Source organism: Barnesiella sp. ET7 (genome assembly GCF_024733785.1).
Classification (GTDB): Bacteria; Bacteroidota; Bacteroidia; order Bacteroidales; family Barnesiellaceae; genus Barnesiella; species Barnesiella merdigallinarum.
On sequence record NZ_JANRHM010000024.1, the window covers coordinates 1 to 19,736 of the forward strand.

At 40.5% G+C, this 19,736-nt stretch carries 23 protein-coding genes; 9 read left to right on the forward strand and 14 right to left on the reverse strand.

Features of this window, described 5'->3' with window-relative positions; all coding sequences use genetic code 11:
* The 9 genes from NW211_RS12600 to NW211_RS12640 form a co-directional block, all read left to right on the forward strand.
* Nucleotides 1-2,926 (forward strand): N-6 DNA methylase (locus NW211_RS12600; protein WP_258328062.1); only part of this gene is annotated, 2,926 nt, incomplete at its 5' end.
* Between the two features lie 11 nt (nucleotides 2,927-2,937).
* Entirely contained in the window at nucleotides 2,938-3,441 is a 504-nt protein-coding gene (locus tag NW211_RS12605) for a hypothetical protein (RefSeq protein ID WP_258328063.1), read from the forward strand.
* 12 nt (nucleotides 3,442-3,453) lie between these two features.
* The gene (locus NW211_RS12610) at nucleotides 3,454-3,768 is read left to right on the forward strand and encodes a hypothetical protein (RefSeq protein ID WP_005794123.1); all 315 of its coding nucleotides are present in this window, start codon (nucleotides 3,454-3,456) and stop codon (nucleotides 3,766-3,768) included.
* 12 nt (nucleotides 3,769-3,780) lie between these two features.
* The gene (locus NW211_RS12615; RefSeq protein WP_258328064.1) at nucleotides 3,781-4,068 is read left to right on the forward strand and encodes a hypothetical protein; all 288 of its coding nucleotides are present in this window, start codon (nucleotides 3,781-3,783) and stop codon (nucleotides 4,066-4,068) included.
* Between the two features lie 84 nt (nucleotides 4,069-4,152).
* On the forward strand, nucleotides 4,153-5,097 hold the full coding sequence (locus tag NW211_RS12620) for a hypothetical protein (protein WP_258328065.1): 945 nt from the start codon (nucleotides 4,153-4,155) through the stop codon (nucleotides 5,095-5,097).
* A 30-nt stretch (nucleotides 5,098-5,127) separates the two neighbouring features.
* Nucleotides 5,128-5,709, forward strand: coding sequence for a hypothetical protein (locus NW211_RS12625; RefSeq protein WP_258328066.1), 582 nt, complete (start codon nucleotides 5,128-5,130; stop codon nucleotides 5,707-5,709).
* 11 nt (nucleotides 5,710-5,720) lie between these two features.
* Nucleotides 5,721-6,332, forward strand: coding sequence for a hypothetical protein (locus tag NW211_RS12630; protein ID WP_258328067.1), 612 nt, complete (start codon nucleotides 5,721-5,723; stop codon nucleotides 6,330-6,332).
* An 11-nt stretch (nucleotides 6,333-6,343) separates the two neighbouring features.
* Complete coding sequence (locus tag NW211_RS12635) at nucleotides 6,344-6,553, forward strand: hypothetical protein (RefSeq protein ID WP_100262781.1); 210 nt, start codon at nucleotides 6,344-6,346, stop codon at nucleotides 6,551-6,553.
* Nucleotides 6,554-6,564: 11 nt separating this feature from the next.
* Entirely contained in the window at nucleotides 6,565-7,587 is a 1,023-nt protein-coding gene (locus tag NW211_RS12640) for an LPD29 domain-containing protein (RefSeq protein WP_258328068.1), read from the forward strand.
* 64 nt (nucleotides 7,588-7,651) lie between these two features.
* Here NW211_RS12640 and NW211_RS12645 read toward each other — a convergent pair whose 3' ends face one another.
* The 14 genes from NW211_RS12645 to NW211_RS12710 all read right to left on the reverse strand — a co-directional run bounded on the left by NW211_RS12645 (nucleotide 7,652) and on the right by NW211_RS12710 (nucleotide 19,734).
* Nucleotides 7,652-8,488: a hypothetical protein gene (locus NW211_RS12645; protein WP_258328069.1), complete on the reverse strand. Its 837-nt coding sequence runs from the start codon at nucleotides 8,486-8,488 to the stop codon at nucleotides 7,652-7,654.
* 274 nt (nucleotides 8,489-8,762) lie between these two features.
* Nucleotides 8,763-9,908: a WG repeat-containing protein gene (locus NW211_RS12650; protein WP_258328070.1), complete on the reverse strand. Its 1,146-nt coding sequence runs from the start codon at nucleotides 9,906-9,908 to the stop codon at nucleotides 8,763-8,765.
* An 11-nt stretch (nucleotides 9,909-9,919) separates the two neighbouring features.
* Complete coding sequence (locus tag NW211_RS12655) at nucleotides 9,920-10,681, reverse strand: hypothetical protein (protein WP_258328071.1); 762 nt, start codon at nucleotides 10,679-10,681, stop codon at nucleotides 9,920-9,922.
* A gap of 95 nt (nucleotides 10,682-10,776) precedes the next feature.
* The gene (locus NW211_RS12660) at nucleotides 10,777-11,964 is read right to left on the reverse strand and encodes a VWA domain-containing protein (protein ID WP_258328072.1); all 1,188 of its coding nucleotides are present in this window, start codon (nucleotides 11,962-11,964) and stop codon (nucleotides 10,777-10,779) included.
* Between the two features lie 129 nt (nucleotides 11,965-12,093).
* Nucleotides 12,094-12,291 (reverse strand): hypothetical protein, encoded by a 198-nt coding sequence (locus tag NW211_RS12665; RefSeq protein ID WP_258328073.1) that lies wholly within the window; start codon nucleotides 12,289-12,291, stop codon nucleotides 12,094-12,096.
* A gap of 211 nt (nucleotides 12,292-12,502) precedes the next feature.
* Entirely contained in the window at nucleotides 12,503-12,859 is a 357-nt protein-coding gene (locus tag NW211_RS12670) for a hypothetical protein (RefSeq protein WP_258328074.1), read from the reverse strand.
* Between the two features lie 86 nt (nucleotides 12,860-12,945).
* Nucleotides 12,946-13,206 (reverse strand): hypothetical protein, encoded by a 261-nt coding sequence (locus NW211_RS12675; RefSeq protein WP_258328075.1) that lies wholly within the window; start codon nucleotides 13,204-13,206, stop codon nucleotides 12,946-12,948.
* Between the two features lie 101 nt (nucleotides 13,207-13,307).
* Nucleotides 13,308-13,652, reverse strand: coding sequence for a hypothetical protein (locus tag NW211_RS12680; RefSeq protein WP_258328076.1), 345 nt, complete (start codon nucleotides 13,650-13,652; stop codon nucleotides 13,308-13,310).
* 7 nt (nucleotides 13,653-13,659) lie between these two features.
* Nucleotides 13,660-15,312: a hypothetical protein gene (locus tag NW211_RS12685; protein ID WP_258328077.1), complete on the reverse strand. Its 1,653-nt coding sequence runs from the start codon at nucleotides 15,310-15,312 to the stop codon at nucleotides 13,660-13,662.
* Between the two features lie 36 nt (nucleotides 15,313-15,348).
* A complete protein-coding gene (locus NW211_RS12690; RefSeq protein ID WP_258328078.1) occupies nucleotides 15,349-16,713 on the reverse strand; it encodes a M48 family metallopeptidase in 1,365 nt (454 codons plus the stop codon).
* A gap of 46 nt (nucleotides 16,714-16,759) precedes the next feature.
* Nucleotides 16,760-17,065, reverse strand: a complete 306-nt coding sequence (locus tag NW211_RS12695; protein ID WP_258328079.1) for a hypothetical protein — start codon at nucleotides 17,063-17,065, stop codon at nucleotides 16,760-16,762.
* The gene (locus NW211_RS12700) at nucleotides 17,049-17,243 is read right to left on the reverse strand and encodes a hypothetical protein (protein ID WP_258328080.1); all 195 of its coding nucleotides are present in this window, start codon (nucleotides 17,241-17,243) and stop codon (nucleotides 17,049-17,051) included. The genes NW211_RS12695 and NW211_RS12700 overlap by 17 nt, the downstream gene beginning before the upstream one ends.
* On the reverse strand, nucleotides 17,233-17,829 hold the full coding sequence (locus tag NW211_RS12705; RefSeq protein ID WP_258328081.1) for a hypothetical protein: 597 nt from the start codon (nucleotides 17,827-17,829) through the stop codon (nucleotides 17,233-17,235). The genes NW211_RS12700 and NW211_RS12705 overlap by 11 nt, the downstream gene beginning before the upstream one ends.
* A 6-nt stretch (nucleotides 17,830-17,835) precedes the next feature.
* Nucleotides 17,836-19,734: a BACON domain-containing protein gene (locus NW211_RS12710; protein WP_258328082.1), complete on the reverse strand. Its 1,899-nt coding sequence runs from the start codon at nucleotides 19,732-19,734 to the stop codon at nucleotides 17,836-17,838.
* Nucleotides 19,735-19,736 lie beyond the last annotated feature (2 nt).

Genomic DNA, 19,736 nt, shown 5'->3' on the forward strand with positions numbered 1-19,736 from the left:
TTCCGGTAAGGATATGATTCCTGCGGAGAGTATATACAACTGCTATACGGGTATCGGAGGACTGCACAACCTCAAGCAGTCGGACTTCGCCAGCTACCACGAGTATGCCGAGGCAAAGAAGGAGTTCGAGATGGGACAGTTCTTCACACCGCACGAGGTATGTCGGGATATGGTAGATGTACTCTCTCCCACATCATCGGAGATGATTCTCGATATGTGTTGCGGTATGGGTAACTTCTTCAACCATCTGCCAAACCAACACAACGCCTACGGCTTTGACATAGACAGCAAGGCTGTGGCAGTGGCGAGGTATCTCTATCCCGATGCACATATCGAGAAGTGCGACATACAGCAGTACCACTCCGAGCAACGCTTCGATGCCATCATCGGTAATCCTCCGTTCAATCTGAAGTTCGATTTTCGACTCTCACAGGAGTATTACATCGACAAAGCCTACCATCTGCTCAATCCCGCAGGATTCCTGATGATTATCGTACCTGCCTCTTTTATGCAGAACGAGTTCTGGGAGAAGAGCCGTGTAGGAAGAGTGAACGAGGACTTCTCCTTCATCGGACAGACAAGGTTAGCACCTCACGCCTTCACATCGGTAGGTGCAGATAACTTCAACACCAAGATAATGGTCTTCCTGCGTCGCTCACAACATATCGAGATGAATCCCTACAATGCCGAGGAGTTCGTCTCTATGGCAGAACTCAAAGAGCGTGTGAAGAAAGCCCGCGAGATGAAGCACCGCCTGCGTCTTGACCTTATGCGTGAGACCAACCGCATAGACAAGGAGGAGTTGGAACACTTCGAGTACAAGCTCGCCAAGTACATGTACGAGTTGAAGGCTCACGCAAGGCTCAACAAGCATATTGACAAGGCAGTGGCTCTTGTTACCAAGTTCCGTAACCAGAAGCCTCCAGAGAATGCCACCAACGAGCAGATGAAGGAGTGGGAACGCAAGAAACTGACCACTGCCAAAGTGCTGGCCACCATACGCAAGTATATCACCTCGCAGAATGTCGTGCCACGCAAGGAGGTCGCATTGGTAAAGACCTCCTACGGCTTCAAGCTCAAGCAGTATGCACCACGACTGCTTGACAAAGTGGAACATAAAGCGGCAAGCATCAATGACCTTATACTGGATAGCAGCACTCTTCCTATGCCGGAGATAGCAACAGAAGAGAATCTGCGACAGATACGCATCGCCAAAAGACTTATCCGCCGTAAGCGTTGGCTCTATGATATACAGAATCAACCCTTCTCGGAGATGGAAACGGATGATACCCTTGCCGAGTATCTTGACAATGCCACCTTCATAAACAAAGATGGCGAGGTGTGCGAGTTCACACAGTTGCAGAAACACGACCTGAACCTTGTACTTCAGAAGCGGTATGCTCTGCTCAACTGGCAGCAAGGCTCAGGCAAGACCGCAGCGGTATATCACAGAGCCAAATATCTGCTCAAATATGGCAAGGTACGCAATGTGGTAATACTTGCCCCTGCCATTGCCACCAATATGACCTGGACTCCGTTCCTCGCCATCAACAAGGAGCGATACAGAGTGATACGCACATACAAGGATCTCGAAGATGTACCGAGAGGTATCTTCCTGCTGCTATCCACCTCTATGGTAGGTAAGCTCAAACGCGACCTTATGCGATTCGTGAAACTATCGTCAAGGAAACTATGCCTTGTATTCGATGAGTCGGACGAGATTACCAACCCATCATCGCAACGCACAAAGCATATTTTGGCAGTGTTCCGCAGGCTCAAATACAAGATTCTCGATACGGGAACAACTACCCGTAACAATATCGCAGAGCTATACAGCCAGTTTGAATTGCTCTATAACAATTCGGTCAATATGACCTGTTGGTGCAGCAGTATCTATCATGAGAATCGGGATAAGGAGATAGAGTGTGAACGAAATCTCCACTGCGGAGAGCCGTTCCCAGCATTCAGAGGTCATGTGCTGTTTCGTGCCTGCCACTGTCCGGGTAAGGCAACGGTATTCGGCATAGAGAAGCAGAATCAGGATGTCTATAACAAGGAAGAACTCTTCGACCTCATAGGCAAGACCATCATCACCCGTAAGTTCCGAGACTTCGCCGGTGAGAAGTACAAGATACGGACACATACCGTAAGCCCGTCAGAGGGTGAACACGAGGTCTATCGTGTCATCATCGAGGAGTTCTGCCGTATATGCGAACTATACTATAACAGCACGGGTGACACGAAGAAGGATGCAGGACTGAGGCTTATGCGACAGATAAAGCTGCTTATCAAGGCTTGTTCGGTACCACACCTCATATCGGGATACTACGGCGATGACTATCCGAGCAAGACACGATACATAGAATCATTGATACGCAAGATACCGGGCAAGGTCGCCATCGGCTGTACAACACTTGCCGCCTTTGACCTCTATGAGAGCTATATCAGCGAACGCTTTCCCGACAGACCTATATATGTCGTGAAGGGTGATGTGGCATTCAAGAAGCGTCAAAGCATCGTGACGGAGTTCGACTCCACCATCAACGGCATACTGATATGCACGCAGCAGAGCCTGAGCAGTTCGGTAAACATACCTACCTGCAACGATGTGATACTGGAGTCACTGCAATGGAACATACCCAAGATGGAGCAGTTCTACTTCCGCTTCATACGCCTCGACTCCAAGGAGATGAAGGATGTGCATTATGTTACCTATGAGGACTCCGTGGAGCAAAACCTGATGGCATTGGTACTCACCAAAGAGCGTCTCAACGAGTTCATCAAGACGGGCGAAGTGAAGGAGCAGTCGGAAATCTTCGAGGAGTTCGATATCACCATGTCGGTCATCGACAGCCTGCTGATACGTTCTACGGACAGCGAGGGTAAGATACATATCAGCTGGGGAAGCCAGCGAGTAACAAGTTAAACAGAAAGTCTATGGAAAATATGGATTTGAACAATGCCGAGGTGGCCGTAACCACGCAGCATATCCTGGACGGGAAAGAGTACAAGGACTACTGGGTGCAGATGTCCGACTATAGCGATATGGGAGAATTTCTCTGTGCCTGCTCCGACCTCTTTCCCGAAGAAGAGGAACCCGAGTACAGATATACCAAGTGGGAGAATATACCCGACAGGCTGATAAACCGAGAATGGATATGTCCCAACTTCTTCGAGATACGCGATGCCATGGAAAGGCTCGATGAGAACGAAAGGGAGTATTTCGTCACTTGGAGCGAACACTTCGGATATGACATAACAACCGATGATCCGCATATGATGGTATCACACTATCAGGATATATACGGTAACACCATACAGGAAACCGAAGAGGAACTTGCAGACATATCCGATGATGCTTTGGTATATACAGGCATATCGGGCAACTTCTGCGATATGCTTCCTCTTCAGTATGAGATATTCGATGATAACTACAACTAAAATAAAGGATATATGGAAATCAGTTTCAAAGGACCGGTAATGCCGATTGACCCATACTCGCAGTTGGCATTTGTGGAGATACTAAACATCATACTCATCGCAAAGCACATTATGGATGTGAACAGGTATCTCATAGCAAGGAATGTAAACCCTCAGTTCGGTTCACTGTCGGGATATTTCCGATGGTCGTTTGCCGATGAGAGGTTCACGCTGTGGCAACGCACGGACTACAACTCCGATATGTGCTTCTCACATCGCATATTGGATATGCCGTTCTGTATGCTTGCAGCAAAGGATAAAGAGAACGATGAGAGAGTATTCAACTAACCATCAAAGAATATGGGAACGACAATCAAGGTATCCAACAGGGAGATAGCGATACGAGCCTTCGACCATCTGAGGCAAGAGAGAAAGACCGACGCTGCACTGCGATTGGCTCACCACCTGCTGCACTATGACCGCATATCGCTCGGTATAGGTGAAGTGGATTGGGAGATAGATATGGCTATCCAAAAGTTCGGTGGCAATCCTCGAACTGGATACCGATATTCGGCACATTTCAGTTTCAATGCAGAGACGGAGATGGAGAAAGAGAGATACGAAGAGATATTCAACGGTAAAGAGTAACCGAAGGGCGGCCACAAGGTCGCTCTTCGCATTTATAGACATATGTACGGGAAACAGAATCCTGCCGTACACAGGTAACGACAAATGAACGAAGCAAAGAAAACACTCACAATGCAGTTTATAGAAAGCATAATGGATGAGAAATACACCCTCGTATGGGTGGACTATCGGGAAAGTTTTGATGAGAACCGAAACCTCTTGCAACAATGCCTTGAGAAACAAGGCTGCGAGGATCTATGGTCTAAGGTCGAGGATTGGTACGAGGATGCCGAGGAGCAGGCAACACAAGAGATTATCAAAGGACTGAAGAGCCACTGCATCGACTTCCACGACTTTGAGGAGGACGAGGTTGAAGCCTTCTTCGATGAACACGATGATGAGATAAGGGACGAGATACGCGAGCGTGACGACTCCACAACGGTAAACGACCTTATCAAGAATACCAGAGATATTCCTGTACGGGTGGAGATGCTATCCAACTACGACTGCATCAACTCCTGTTGGTTGGAGTCACAAGGTGGCTTCCGATACAAGGAGAGTTACCTCGGAGATATGATAGATACTCTTCACCTCAACCCTGCAAAGGTGAAGAAGGCATTGACGGAGAAAGGCTATACGGTATATGGAAGGTTCCCGAACAAGAAGTATCGTGACGGCAAGGAGCAGGTATCCTACGAGGACTTCTGCCAGGAGTTGGAGAACTCCTGCTGTGGAGCCAACCTGCTTACCTATATCGGTCTTGTAAACCTCCGTGACCTCTACGATGCCGACTTCAAAATAAAAGAGGTCATTATCCCCAAAGGTAACACATGCGGGCTGTTCAGCTCGATGTATGGCGGTGGCAGTCTGATAGAGATGGAACTCAAGAGCGATGTCAGAATCCGACTGAATAAGGCACGCAAGGACGGCTATGGCTTCCGCCTGCGACTTGACAATGAACGCTTCGAGTATGACTGCTCCATCAAGCATGTATATGGTGTCTGCGATACCTTCTTTGGCAAACAAGTAAGTATCGTTCCAATGAATTAAAACAAGTATTAACCATAAATACATCAATGTATGAAGAAGATTGAAGTAAAGGTAAGATACCTCTTCGAGGGTACTTACACTGTAGCGGCAGATGACCGCAATGAAGCACACACAATGGTAACAAGGGATTGCGGGTTGGTATTGGGTGGAAACATTCACACCACACTCGATGATGACGAGGTGGATTGGGAGTTTGATGTTCACCCCGATATGCAGATTCTATCCTACACAGAGTTGGAGAAGAGAAAGACGCCGAAGCGTCTGAAGATGGACTTCTCCGACAGAATAGAGACGCTCCGCAAGGACATAATAGATGCCATACGGCAGTTGCTCTACTCGCACGGGCTGACAGAGATAACCTTCCCCGAAGAGCAGGATGATCCTGTATGGGTGATATGGTTTGACAATAATGCTGATCCGTTTGAATGCAAGGTAACAGGTATTCAGGTAACAGACAACAGTATGACGGTAATAGCCCACGAGAAAGAAGCCAACTTAGAGGCTACCTGCCATACTCCGTTTGAACTTGGAGCATCAAACATCGACTGGCTACAACAGATGTACGATGCCATATGGCAGCAGTTGGAAGAGAACAGAGATAATAACGCTTAAAGATTACGACTATGAGATTAGACCCTGTAAATGCAGTGTCGAGCTTCCACTACTATATGTGGAATGCTTGGGGCGAGGAAGAGTGCAAAATCACCTTCGGAGGTGCTTATAAGCACTTCTGGGAGAAATGGAACTCCCTTGCAAGTAAATCAATACTCGGAGCGGCAGAACGATTCTATGCCGAACTCTCGGACAACAATCGTGAGATGCTGGTAAATCGTGCAGTGGCACTCTATGACGGCAAGGCTACAAGAGAGGAGCCACACGATGAAGATGTATATGTTTGTGATGCTTGCGGTTCAAGAAAAATTGAGATTCAAGTTTGGGTAAATGCCAATACCAATGAGTATCTAAGTGATGTAGATGATGACGATACGGACTGCAAATGGTGCGCGGACTGTGAACAGAGTCAGAATTTCTGCACATTGAGCGACTACAAGCAGCGTATGGAAGACTGGTGGAAAGACCTCGACTTCATTACGATGGAGAGCATAACAGGATTGCGTGAGGCAGACTTCTCATCGGGAGACGGCTCACAATCCTTTGTAGATGCCTGCAATGATTGGTGGAATGGTCAAGACTACGATATCCAACGAGAACTCTATTTCAAATCACAATCTTAATACTAACTGTTATGGCTGAGAATGAAATCATCGAGAGAATATGCGGTTCGTGCGGTTGCGATGAAGCGACAGCAAAGGAGTATCTGAATGATGAGATACGCCACCTCAGAGAGCTGCAAGAGGTAAACGACCTGCAAGAGAGTGACATTGAACTCTCTTGCAGTGGCCTCGGCATTGAGTCTGAGTGTATGGAGTATTTCACAATGGTATTAACCTACTAACATTTACTACTATGGCTTACTTTAAGAATATACATTCATTGGCGGAACTCAAGAAGGAGTATCGCCGATTGGCATTGGAGAATCACCCCGACAAAGGCGGCAGCACCGAAGTGATGCAACAGATCAATGTGGAGTTTGAACGACTCCACGAGATTTGGAAGAACGATACCACTGTATCGGCAAATGCTTCAGGCTATGAAAACGACTATGCAGGAGCATCGGCAAAGGAGTATACCGACTTCGTATATAACGAGTATCGTTGGAAAGGTCGCAACTATCAAGGACAGCACACTCCTGAGATTGTGGAGCTGGTGCGTAACTGGATAAAGGAGACCTATCCCAAGTATAAGTTCTCCGTATCAAGGCACCACTATAACTCTATCCATATCTACCTTATCAAAGCAGACTTCGAGGCATTCAAGAAGGATAAAGGCGTTGTGTTCCACCACGATGTGAACCACTACCATATTGACAATGACGACACCCTAACCGACAGAGCCAAAGAGGTGATGAAGAATGTCTGCGACTTTGTGATGTCTTATAACTTCGATGACAGCGATCCGATGACCGACTACTTCTGCACCAACTTCTACCTTACATTGGGAGTCGGCACCTATAAGAAGCCATACAAGGTAGAACTGCCAAAATTGGATTGTAAAGGCAAGAAAACCGATGTATTCAAGCACCCCGAAGGTGCTGCACACAAGGTAATACGCCAAGCATTAGGCGGTGCATATTTCAGTTTCCACAACAGCCAACGACTGCAAGGCAAAATGGTGCTCGGAGAAGATTCCTACGGACATAGTGGCGACAAATACTTCTGGCCACTCTCATACTCCAGTGCCAAGACCGCCCAGAAAAGAATGGATAAATTGGAGAAAGCCGGTATCCGCTGCAAACTCACAGGCTACAATGGCGGCTGCATCGAGTTTCTCGGCTACACTCCCGAAACCGAAGCCCTACTTGAAAAAGAACGACAAGATGTTATTATCGCACATAGAGAGTGGCAGACAAAGCAGGTGCAGACGGCGTAAAAAGAGAAGTCGGTTGTCCTGAGATTTTACTCTGGGGCAACCGACTTTAATAGTTTAGCTATAATCAGTATCGTATTTCTTTCAAATCTACCAAATCATTATACAATCTCGTGTGCATCTGTTTAGTAATTTCTCGATATGATTTCTGTTTCTCTTTTGGGAGCATCAGTGCTATTTGTTCACGCACTTCTCGCCAATTTGATAGAGCTGTTTCGTAGTAACGAAGCATCTCTGCTATCTTGTCAAAATCAAAGCGTCCATCGGTACGTTCACGAGCAAAGTCATAATCTTTCTCTGCCCAGTCGGAAACCATCTCTTCGACAACCGTATCATTTGTTCGAGCCTTGAAGTAAGATAGTAGCTTCTCGAACTTCTTGGCAGAGATGGTTTTTGCATCACTACTAAATGGCTTCCAATCGTAAGACCAATAGATATCCCGTTCTATCTCAAGTTCTGCAAGGCGGTTCTTTGACCAAATCTCGAATGTGCCGTTCAAGTCCATTGATAGTGCTGAATATCCGGCGGCGGCATAGGTATAGAAATACATAAGACCGTTTACGGCATTATTCAAATCAAACCACTCCGTAAACTCACGATAGTAAAGAACCCTCAACTGTACATCCCAATTGCTATCCTCATCATAGTCATCAATAAACTCTATAAGGCGGTAATAGGCATAGACAGCTTTGTAATGTTCGAGGATTGATTCCACATAACTTGCGGTATTCAACTCCGGCTGATTACCGGCATTGTAGATATTGATAAGTTCGCCTATTGCATTGGCGGCAGCATCAACAGAGCCTATCTTACGACCGAGGCGAGCGTTATACTCCTCAACACTCTCATTCATAGCCAACATCCAAGCCCAATCGTCATCGGCAGTCTTAATCAACTGTACCATCTGCATCATTCGGTTCATCAGTCAATATGCGTGAGGATCTTGCGACTGAAACTCGGTATCGTCCGAGAACCAGAAATGGCCTACGCTATCGGCAACTGCCAACATCTCCTGTTTTCTCTGCTCAATAGCCGTAGCATTGGCAGTATAATCACTGCCGACGCTATCGACATTGATGGTTGTGGTCTTCTCATTACCGCTTGCTGCATTTGTACAGCAAGATGTAAAGAATAGTATTACCGCAATTGTATTTATAAGACATTTCATTGTTCCAACTTTATTTCTTGGATACCACATTGCCATTTGTATCTACCAAGTACCAATCGTAACTTTCCGGATCTTGTACCTCAAACAAATCCTTTGAGAGCATATTAATATCTGAATATAGTGCAAAAGTTATCGGCTTACCTGTTATGCGATTCATTATACCATAACGGTTCATAACCTCATATTTGGCATAATCGGCAAAAGCATATTGAATATCTCCACACTCGTTGTAACCAATCGGGTAATTTAGATAATATGTTCCATCAAACATAAATGGTTGAATTATATTACCCTCAAAATCCACCTGCCACTTCTTGCCACCTTTGGTGAGAATAAAGCCATCAGACAACACATCTACATAACCATATTCTGCCGAATAAATAACATTGCCTCTTGAATCAAGAACACCGTGTTTACAGTTATCAACAATGATTCTGTAACCACTTTCGTGAGGAGCCCAGATTTCATCGTATGCAGGTTCAACAACCCACTTTCCGGTAGTGTCAATCAAGCCCAAGTCACCATCTTTATTCGTCATTATACAATATCCATCGTGGAATAGGTAGCCAAAGTTCCACATACGACATTTGTCGGAATACTCGAATTGGAATGGAATCACAACTTCATTCTTAGCATTGATAAAGCCTATTTTACCATCTTTCATTACAGCTGCAAGACCTTCTGAGAACACCCATGCCTTACGATAGTTGTTAGCCTCTGCATCGATCACAATTTCTCCATTCTTGATATTTATATAGCCACGCTTGTTTGGGATGGCATATACAGTCAATGAGTCATTGGCCGGACTATCAGCAACCCAATTCACTTTCGGCGTTGTATATTTGCCTGTACAGTAGTTATATACACGAACCTTATCGTCCCGGAAACCGTGAACCTCTACATTCTTTGACAGATAATTGTCTTTCCAATACCATCTGCCATACTCGCTATCATAGTAAGCATAAGCAATAAGTGCCACAAAACCTACCGGTATCAGAATGAAGATTGTTGTAATTGAGCGGCGTACCCATTTTGAGCGCTTCTTCCACCAGTTACGAATTGTGCGCCACGCAAGGCGACCAGCAGCAACCAAAGCCGTGAGAATCAAGGCTACTACTCCAAGTAGCGCTTGAAAAATTTGAGTCAGTCGTTTCATCGTTGTTCTGTTTAATATGTTCTTTTTGCCAATACCTTAAGACGTTCTACCTCTTGCTCATCATACTCAAGCATACCTTTCTGCCCAAAGTAATCGTACATTCCCCAAAGTGCATTGGCATATTTGGGAATAAGCATACCATATGCGTCAGCCTTGTAGTAACAATCGATAGCCTTGTGAATATAGGAGAAGTCCTCACATTCACCATACTTCATGACATACAATTCTCCAAGTAACAGATTAAAGAACGGATATTTCTCCGCTATGCGAGTCAGGCACTCTTCTTGACCTGTTTTATCTTTAGCTTCATCATAGTATATTGCTTGAAATATTACAGCTAGTTCACTTCCTTCATCTTCTGCCTCACGAAAAATATTCATTGCCACAGTCGCCTCATCCATCGTAAAGGCTCTTTTTGCCGCATCAATAGCTTTAGCTTCAGCGGGAGCCGATTGTTTGAGTCGTTCCAATTTCGCTTCAACTTCCTCATTGAAGGATGGTGAATCCATAATCTCAAAAAGCAATCTGAAAGGATGCCCTTCATCAAATAGTTCTACAACATCCTCAATATCTCCACCTGTCTTTTGGCTGTAGGTAGCATACATACAAATCATGTTGAGCCAGCTTTTTTCAACACCATCGCCATCACGATAGCATAATGCCAATGAATTGTATGCCTCCACATCACCTTGTCTTGCCTGTTGAATTAGATTCTGTACTCTCTGATCAACCGCACGAGTCTTTATTTCTACATTAGGACTATCCAAGTCCATAACACTATCATTGCACGATGTATGGAATACCAATAATGAAACCATACAGAGTATAGTAAATAGTCTATTCATATCTGTCGGATTAGAGGTTCGTATCACTTATCATCTTCATCGAAGAAATTCTCGTTGGCTTCTGCTGCACTGAAATCAGGCCTAGCCATACAACAATATAGACGTTCACGGCTTCTGTTCACTCGGTCTGTCATCATATGAGTTCCGGCAGATGTCGTCTCAAAGTTCATTACATTGGTGATGGATATCGTTGCAGCAACAGCCTCTACATCTTGGTTAGCGCCGATGTAGGCAAATACCCAACCTTTGGTTTTAAGTTCATCAACAAGAGCCTTGATAGCCTTGCCGCTGTACTCCTTTGAGGAGTTCTCGTAACCGTCAGTTACGACCGTTACAAGCACCTTGTCATCCTCGGCAACTTTCTTACGAAGCGCATTCAGCGAAATACCCATTGCATCGTACAATGCGGTGCAACAATCTGGCTGATAGGTTTCTGCCGTAAGTTCTTTGATCTCATCCACAGGAACACACTCATAGACGGTCTTTACATCATCGTTAAAGGTTACAAGGCTCACATAATGCTCCTGGTCATCGTGCTTCTTTTGAGCCGAACGAATGGTTTGGATTGTTTCATTTACGCTGTCAATTGCCTCTTTTTTGATGCTCTGCATAGAGCCACTCTCATCAATGATAATGAGATTGAAAATTCTTGTTTTCATAGATATATTCTGTTTATTCGTTAATGTTTTATGTTTTTTATTCCTCAACTCTTTCAGATAATTAGCGACATCTTTTATCGGGCGGAATGGTTCTACAATGACCAGATTAGTATCAATGATTGCGTATACTTCTTCTTCGTCATTGTCCTCCATCCCAAATCCATCGCTATCGGCAAAATATCGTCCATCTGGATACAACATCCAAGATATAGCACAAAGTCCGTCCTTAAATCCGTCCCATCGATTGATTCCTGCATAGCGTATAGCTTTTGCACGTGCATTGCCAATACCATTCTCGCACAACTTAACTATCTCGTCATAGTCAATATCATCGTCATTCACCAACAACTCGCCATCTGTAGTTGAAAGTTTGCGAATCTTACCGGTTAAAGTATTGGCTACATGCAATTCATAATTCCGCCAACCTTCGCCAAAGAAAAAAGCCATTCTATCACCTGCAAGAATGCCTTTTCGGTCTTTTAATTCTGGATAACCATACACGAATACATCGTTATCCCGCTGCTCAAATCTAATAGTTTCTTGTTCCATCATATTTTTCACTTTACTTGTTTTATGATATGAGATTTGATCATGTTGAATTCTATCGTGAGAGAAATAAAAATCCGTCAAATTTTCAATAAGGTTTTTGACGGATTTATAAGTATGCAAACTCGGGCGTATTTATGGACGACAATAATTCAATTCATCCCAAAACTCTTTAGGCAACCATACATTATTTAACAAAGAAGCATCTCTAAACATTGGAGCAATTTGCGAAATTCGCCAACCTCCTAATCCGCAACCAATGCGAGTTACCAAGAAATGCTGTTCTGGATGTCCCATTGCGTATTTTGTAAATCTGTCAACAGCAGCTTTCACATCAGTTAATCCTACTCCAGCAGTTGCTATTGCATATGATCTTCCTTGAGGACCTTCTCCTTGTCCGAATACTGCTCCGAAATTCTCTAATGCGAAAGCGGCTGCACCTTCCCAATGTCTGCCAGAACGACGACAACCAAATACAAAAATCTCATTCTCTTTTAGAGATGTTATAAATCAGGGGTTATACGATTTTCCATAGCTGTGTATTTTAGTGTTTCTTTAATGCATCTGCTGCCCAACGAAGATACATTGCCGCTTTATCATCAGCATCTGAAGCGTATCTTAATTGTGTCTTATACTTATCAATCGCATCTTCTGCATATCGAGTTTGAGTCTTGGCACGATTTATATCTCCACGTTTTGTATAATAAGCCGCTTCTCTCTGATAACCTTCTGCCTTTTTAAGATAATAGGAAGCTTCCCTTCGGTAACCTTTAGCCTTCTTTTGGTAATACTCAGCCTCACGTTGGTAACTTTGTGCTTTCTTGATGTAATAATCACTTTGGGCAAAGGAGATTGTAACTAAACCCAAAAACATTGTAATAAATAATAGTATTTGTCTCATAACTTGTACTTTTACATTATGAGTAAAACAAACGGCAAAATCTATCATTGAGATTTTGCCGTTGCTTGATTGTTAGAAATTGTCTTTTATTTGTGGTATTTTTTATGATGCCCACAACGCTTACAATATGATTTTTCCCATTCTTTTCCATTGGTCTTTGGAGAGAATCCAGAGCAATCACAACCTACAGTGTAAGTACAATGTTTACCTTGACATGAAACATGTGTATGTACAGGTGTTTCAGATTCTGTTACGTTTTCGCTGTGTGATGTGAATGAACTTAAACCTACAATGGTGATTGCAGCTGCAAAAATCGAGAATCCTGCAAGTATAATTTTCGTTCTCATAACTCTATACCCTAATATGTGTCGGGCACAACCTTTATGTTATAAAAATACAGTTAATAAAATGAGAGGAAGAATAAAACTTATCTATCAATACTATAATATTATTTTATACTTTCAGGTGTTGAATCATCATTGTTCTCTGGTGGATATTCGATTCCCATAATCTTTGCGAATTTTACGATTATATTATCTATGATTTGCATTTTTATAGTTAGACCATTATCTCTTGCTGTTTTAATCAATTTATCAGCCAATTCTCTATGAGATATTCTCCAAGTTAAAAAACTTGCCTCGAACACGAAGTCTGCACCAGCCAAGAGTGTACAAAATTCTAATGCTAATTGATATATATCTATTGAATGAAGATCCCCATTCTCAATTTCTTCAGCGAAATAATCTCCTAACATCTCAATTGTTTCTTTTTTTTGTTGCTCTGATAATTTCATATATAAATTATTTAAAGTTATAATTATTATCTAAAATATAATTGTAAAACATACAGTCTTTCACATTCCCACCACCATTAGGGAGATAACTTTTATACTCTCTAGTTCGCAATATCTTATATTCACAGTTTGTAAGAATCTCAATAAAATTTTCAAATGAATCACAAGCCTGTGAAGCTCTAATACAACCATATTGGCTAAAAGGACATCTCCAAACACCTTTATTAAGGTATTTATTTATGGTTGCAGATGAAAAAAGGCGATTAACTATTTCCCTCAATGCTCCTTTATTGTTATTCATTATAATTGATATCTTATCTGCGCTTGTTTCCTCCAAAGAATAAGTTTGATATTTTACAATATCTCCAAAAAATGAAGAATAACAATCAATTAATCCCGCTGATGAGTAGATGAAATTTCCTATAAATTGATTGAAAATAAAACCTTTACTATTATTTATTATTACAGGGAGTCCTAATGAAGAAATAACATCGAGAGGTTGTTTTTGTATAAAGCGTTTAAAATCCTTGTGTTTGTGGTATAATGCCGTTAGTTGAAAATTAACAATAACTTCTTTTGATTCCTCAGCTCGTTTATACAGAAAATAGGAAATGGAATTATATGTTTCTTCAAATGAAAGCCAACCATAGATATTTGATACCCAATCATGAAATGTTTTGAAGAAATCCTCACCTTTAACAGCCTCAGGATAACCATTATTTTCTCTAATAGCCTTTATTATTAAATAAAACCTATGTACCGGAGAAAATTCCTCAATATTTCTTTGGTGATCATAAACCTCAGTCATTATATGACTTAGACTAGGGATATTTAATGCCGTTTCAAATATAAGTCTATAAGCAGAATGTATATTTATTGCAGGTGATTCTCTATAATTTCTAGGAATATAATTTTCGCAATAATTTAAATACGCTTGATTGTCCTTATTGTCTAATCCCAATAGCAATAATAAGTTAATGACTTGATAAGGTTTATTCCATTCTATATCATACTTTAAATTGTTCACAACATAACTATTGTTTCTAAATATAACAGGATAGACTTTGTTCCTTTTAACAATTTCATGCAAAAGACTTTCATTATGAGAATTACAATACAAAAATGAATCCCAATATGCTTTATGATAAGCATATGTTTCCAAAATATAATCTACGGATAGTGGATTTTCAGTAAATAGCGATTCATGTATACTATTATATGAATATGGATTTGTTATAGGTTTACAGTGCTTCCGTACAAAAATAAAATCATATATTTTATAAAGTTTATCAATAACGTGTAATACATTATCTTCTTCTTGAGATAAAGTCAATTGATGGTTGTATTCATAATTATTCTTTTGATTTAATGGAAATCTAATGGCTGGAACTCTTGAGAGTTCTTTGCTATATGCTGCAATATAATCTAATAATGTACCCTGAACGATGCAAGCATTAATAGATAAGTCTTGCATATAATGATTTACTTCATGATTCAATGTTATGGCATTGTCTATAGATTCGACATCATTGCCAGAAGTAAGTGATGTTAAAGTTGCATATAGAGACTTCCCGTCTCCATAAATTTCATTATCTGACAATGTGTTTTTATGATCTTCTATGTAGAAACAATTTTTTTTGTAAGAAAAACTATATGCCATATTATATCTTTAAATATACCAACATGAATACAATATTTACTCAATAATGATTATTGACATTCCATATACATCATAAATTCCATCTTTAGCATGGAGCTTATAATCCATTTCGATATGGTATGATTTATCTTGTTCTACTTCAAATTCAAAAGGGGTTGAGATGATTCCTGATGGAGCATAGGCTGTAATAACATGCTTGCCTGGAGATGTTCTTCGTTTGAGTGTATAACCCTTTATGAAGTTACCAGAACCGATTTCTTTACCATCAAGCATAATCTTATATGTGGCATCAAACCACGGTAGTTTATGTTTTTTCTTATCAAGATGAATTTCCAATAATACAGCTGTGGAAAGTTCTCTTTGATGCATATAAATCATAAGCCCTTCACGTAGCCATTGTGCAAATTGATATGCAGAACAAGATGATGTTAGATTAGATTGTGAAGGAATAATCTGCATTGCATATTCCCTCACCTTACATACAGACTGTAATGGGAGTTTATCATATCTAAGTTTTCCGAGTCTTTCAACTCGTTTTACAACTTCAGAAGATAAAAGTCTTCGTGACGGACGAGAATAATTACCAACAAAATGCAGAGCCAGGTAAATGTTGTCTACTTGAATATTTTGAGGTTGTAATTGTTTCAATCCCCATTGAACAACATCATAATTATATCTGATACAAGCTGCATGGAGCAAGGCTCTCTGGAATGTTACTGCACCCACATATTTCACCGCAACATCATCGGCATCATATTCCATTTGTTTTGCCAATTGCGAATAAGCTTTATTAATACGATTGCAAAACCATATTGTATAATAAGTGAATAATAGTAACTGTACTTTCAACTGCTGCTGCCATGTACTCTCTTTTTTAATATCCTTAATAGAGACAAATGATTGAGAGAATTGTCCTACCGTATAAACAGATAAAGAACTTTTCATCTCAGCCTGTACATAATGCCCAAATTCATGGTACAATACAGCTCGAATTTCGTCATCATCCATTTGTGTAAGAAAGCCCATACCAATTACCAAATTACGTTTCGGTTCAAATAGAAGATTCCGCAATTGTGGTTGAATAAAAACTGCAGCAATAGCATCTGGAGAAATATACACTCGCTCTATTGGCGATAAATGTAAATTGTCTGTGACTTCGTTTATAATAGCAAATAATGTCGGATACTCATGTGTTTCAATAGAGCGAAATTTAGACGGTAGTTTCGCTCTGAAACGGAAAGCTTTGGCAATTTCCCAAAGCAACCAACATCCTGCTAGAGACAATATCATAAACTGGATTGGCAAATCATGCTCGCCATAGTCCCGTATTATATAATAACCGAACCATATTGAAGCTATTGCCAAGAAAACAAAACAAAAACAGCCGACTATATACATCATAATCGCCTTGTTTATTGCTCGCTTCAAATCACTCATTTAAGTAAACCTAAATATCAGTTTCAATATTTTCTTCGTTCTCCTCGTCAGAGTTACTGTCCCCCAAGAAACCAGCCATTGCTAACGGTTCGTATAATGGACGTATTGAAGCAGATGCGGCAGTCACATTTTTCCACGATGGCAATTCCACAACATTACCCTTGTGAAATTCATTCATAGCCTGACGTGATACACTCAAAATTTCGAGAGTATCGATATCCATAGCATTATCAACTTTTGCGGTATCTTGTTCTGACAACATTCCCTCTAAGTACGCAGCCAATTCTTCATCGGATATTTTATTGAACTGTTTCATATATGTCTATTTTATCATCAAACAATTTTGTGGCTTTTAAAGCTATCAGAAAGCATTCTTCAAATAGTGGGTCAATTAAATTTAATATTACCATTTGACGTGTAAGTTCATTAGCCTTACCATCAAGGACTTGGCCCAATAGTTCATAATCTGTTATTTGTATAGCATTATTTTTCATAACCAATAGCAATCATACTTTTTTGTAACGATTTTCGAACTCTGTTGTATCGAGTATAAATATATCCTGCAAACTTTTTTCTATCATGTGCCCCAGTGTTTATAGTTTTGTCAGTTCTCACAAATTCTTCGGCTTCATCAAGAATATCACCAGGCTTTTCCCCATCTATAAGAATACGCTGAACTAAAAATCTATCAAATGGAGCCATTCCCATAATTACCTTATTAACATCTTCCATGAAGAAAACCCCATTCACTCCACTGGCTTCTTGCAGATTCTTTACTATTGCTATATTGTCATCTAATGGTAACATCTCTTTATCTCTCTTATGTTGGAAATATCGTGATGCAATAATTGTTATGTAAGAGTTCAAGGAACAAGTGTATTTAAAAATTCTCAACTTATGCCAATCATCTGCCGATAGGAATTCATAGAATTCTCCTATAAGTTCTTCTGCTGTTTGTTTGTCACGACAGAAATACTGCCCAATATATTCCAATGCTCCCCGACATTTTACAAAAAAGAAGTTCTTTATTGTGAGGGGATCACCAAGAATGAGTTTGTTTACAATCTCTTGATCTGTCATATGTAATTACTGGTAATATGTAAATTGAATGTTGTTTTTACGATCCAATGTGTTTCCTCGTCTATCTTTTATCAACACATCAAAAGAAAAAACTCCAGAGCCATGCCCCATCATTCTAAGTGAAGGATAGGGTAAATAAAGCTTAAAATCTTCAAATGTACCAGAGTCATGGTTCACATTCCCGGTATCAGACACAGAAACTTGTCCTCCATAACCATTATTAAGAGGTGTAGTATTATCACCATAATAGAATAATGCTTGTACTGTTACTGTTTGATTTTTAAGATTCTCCACATCAAACTCTACATGAATCACCATTCCTTTTGTTGCACCATATCCATATCCTCGCACTATATTGTGATCAACCCAAATCCTCTCAATATCCGCATTGGGGGTGTTGTCCCCGAATTGAGTTATATTTATCCGTTTCTCAAGATTGCCTGATTTTATTGTAAAATAATCATCTCTGTCATTTGTAGAATTATTTCGTTCAATATCCAATGTCAATGTATTTCCAGATTTAGATAGTTCAATCCAAGATGCCGTCGGAGTACCAATCTTCCAATTTCCATCACATGAAACAGTAATAGTTCTACGGCCTCCTTTATGTGAAACAGATATTTCGGATTGTGATGGCCTTAAATATGTTGTTGATTTTCCTTCTTGTGATATATTAATTCGCGCTTCTTTTGTTCCTGATTTTAAAACAAAATAATCAGTTCGAGCATCGCCATTATTAGCATCGACCCTCAATGTTATCGTATTGCCATTTATACTTGTATGTCCCCATGAAGCGGTAGCAGTACTAATTGACCAACGACCATCGGTAGATACGTTGATAGTTCTACTTCCACCACTAGCTCTAAAAGAAACAGACTTCGGAGATGTATTTAGATATGTTGCGGACTTAGCATCTTGTGAAATATTAACCCGTTGAGTTATCTCTCCAGCCTTAATTACAAAATAATCCGTACGAGTATCTCCGTTATTAGCATCAATTCTCAGTGTTATATTATTCCCATTTATGCTTGTATGTCCCCAAGAATATGTGCCGGTGCCAATCTCCCAACTACCATCAGTTAAAACTTCAATTACTCTGCTTCCTCCAGAAGCCCCAAACGAAACAGAATTATCTGAAACAGATAGGTAAGTCGCTATTTTCCCAGCTTGTGAGATATTAATGCGTTTTTCTTTTGTTCCCGACTTTATGATAAAATAATCTGTACGGGATTGATTATTAGTATTTTCATCAACCTTAACTATTATTTCATTACCATTTATTCTCACATGTCCCCATGAGTAAGGTTCTGTACTTATTGCAACTATTCCATCTGTATCAAGTTGAATCGTTTCAGTTCCTCCAACGGTAGAAAATTCCAACTCTGTTTTTGATACATTCAAATATGAGGCATAACCTGATTGCTGTTCAACAGTTACAATCCTTTTAACTTGTTTTGATAATTTATGCCCGAAAAAAGAAGAATGAGCTATCACTTCAATACTCGTTCTCCGAGATTCTCCAGAATTTACTTCTGCACTTATTAATAATTTTGGTGGATAATTATCTGAAATCTCAGATTTAACCCATGTATCTTCAGATATTGCACAGAGAGTATAATTCTCGGCATCTGTAGAAAGTGCTAATTCAATAGTACTACCATCATTTAATATCGTAACGGATTCTTTGGCGGTAAGATAAGATACTGGGGAGTAATTTGACCAACAGTAAATACCCACAACAAACAAAATAATAATGAAGATTATTATACCTACACTATTATTTCTTTTATTCTTCTTTTTGAATAGAAGATTATTTTCAGATGTCTCTTTCTCATCCTGAGATTTCTTTATATATGCTTTATTTGAAGAATTTAAATTATTCTCTTTAATGTATGTAGTCATCATAA

Bases quoted from the DNA above. Each gene is read 5' to 3' on its own strand.
- NW211_RS12700 (WP_258328080.1), bottom strand. From the start codon at position 17,243: ATGAAAAATAATGCTATACAAATAACAGATTATGAACTATTGGGCCAA.
- NW211_RS12690 (WP_258328078.1), bottom strand. From the start codon at position 16,713: ATGATGTATATAGTCGGCTGTTTTTGTTTTGTTTTCTTGGCAATAGCT.
- NW211_RS12685 (WP_258328077.1), bottom strand. From the start codon at position 15,312: ATGGCATATAGTTTTTCTTACAAAAAAAATTGTTTCTACATAGAAGAT.
- NW211_RS12660 (WP_258328072.1), bottom strand. From the start codon at position 11,964: ATGATGGAACAAGAAACTATTAGATTTGAGCAGCGGGATAACGATGTA.
- NW211_RS12625 (WP_258328066.1), top strand. From the start codon at position 5,128: ATGAAGAAGATTGAAGTAAAGGTAAGATACCTCTTCGAGGGTACTTAC.
- NW211_RS12710 (WP_258328082.1), bottom strand. From the start codon at position 19,734: ATGATGACTACATACATTAAAGAGAATAATTTAAATTCTTCAAATAAA.
- NW211_RS12670 (WP_258328074.1), bottom strand. From the start codon at position 12,859: ATGAGACAAATACTATTATTTATTACAATGTTTTTGGGTTTAGTTACA.
- NW211_RS12675 (WP_258328075.1), bottom strand. From the start codon at position 13,206: ATGAGAACGAAAATTATACTTGCAGGATTCTCGATTTTTGCAGCTGCA.
- NW211_RS12695 (WP_258328079.1), bottom strand. From the start codon at position 17,065: ATGAAACAGTTCAATAAAATATCCGATGAAGAATTGGCTGCGTACTTA.
- NW211_RS12640 (WP_258328068.1), top strand. From the start codon at position 6,565: ATGGCTTACTTTAAGAATATACATTCATTGGCGGAACTCAAGAAGGAG.
- NW211_RS12680 (WP_258328076.1), bottom strand. From the start codon at position 13,652: ATGAAATTATCAGAGCAACAAAAAAAAGAAACAATTGAGATGTTAGGA.
- NW211_RS12635 (WP_100262781.1), top strand. From the start codon at position 6,344: ATGGCTGAGAATGAAATCATCGAGAGAATATGCGGTTCGTGCGGTTGC.
- NW211_RS12655 (WP_258328071.1), bottom strand. From the start codon at position 10,681: ATGGACTTGGATAGTCCTAATGTAGAAATAAAGACTCGTGCGGTTGAT.
- NW211_RS12620 (WP_258328065.1), top strand. From the start codon at position 4,153: ATGAACGAAGCAAAGAAAACACTCACAATGCAGTTTATAGAAAGCATA.
- NW211_RS12645 (WP_258328069.1), bottom strand. From the start codon at position 8,488: ATGGTACAGTTGATTAAGACTGCCGATGACGATTGGGCTTGGATGTTG.
- NW211_RS12615 (WP_258328064.1), top strand. From the start codon at position 3,781: ATGGGAACGACAATCAAGGTATCCAACAGGGAGATAGCGATACGAGCC.
- NW211_RS12650 (WP_258328070.1), bottom strand. From the start codon at position 9,908: ATGAAACGACTGACTCAAATTTTTCAAGCGCTACTTGGAGTAGTAGCC.
- NW211_RS12605 (WP_258328063.1), top strand. From the start codon at position 2,938: ATGGAAAATATGGATTTGAACAATGCCGAGGTGGCCGTAACCACGCAG.
- NW211_RS12630 (WP_258328067.1), top strand. From the start codon at position 5,721: ATGAGATTAGACCCTGTAAATGCAGTGTCGAGCTTCCACTACTATATG.
- NW211_RS12610 (WP_005794123.1), top strand. From the start codon at position 3,454: ATGGAAATCAGTTTCAAAGGACCGGTAATGCCGATTGACCCATACTCG.
- NW211_RS12705 (WP_258328081.1), bottom strand. From the start codon at position 17,829: ATGACAGATCAAGAGATTGTAAACAAACTCATTCTTGGTGATCCCCTC.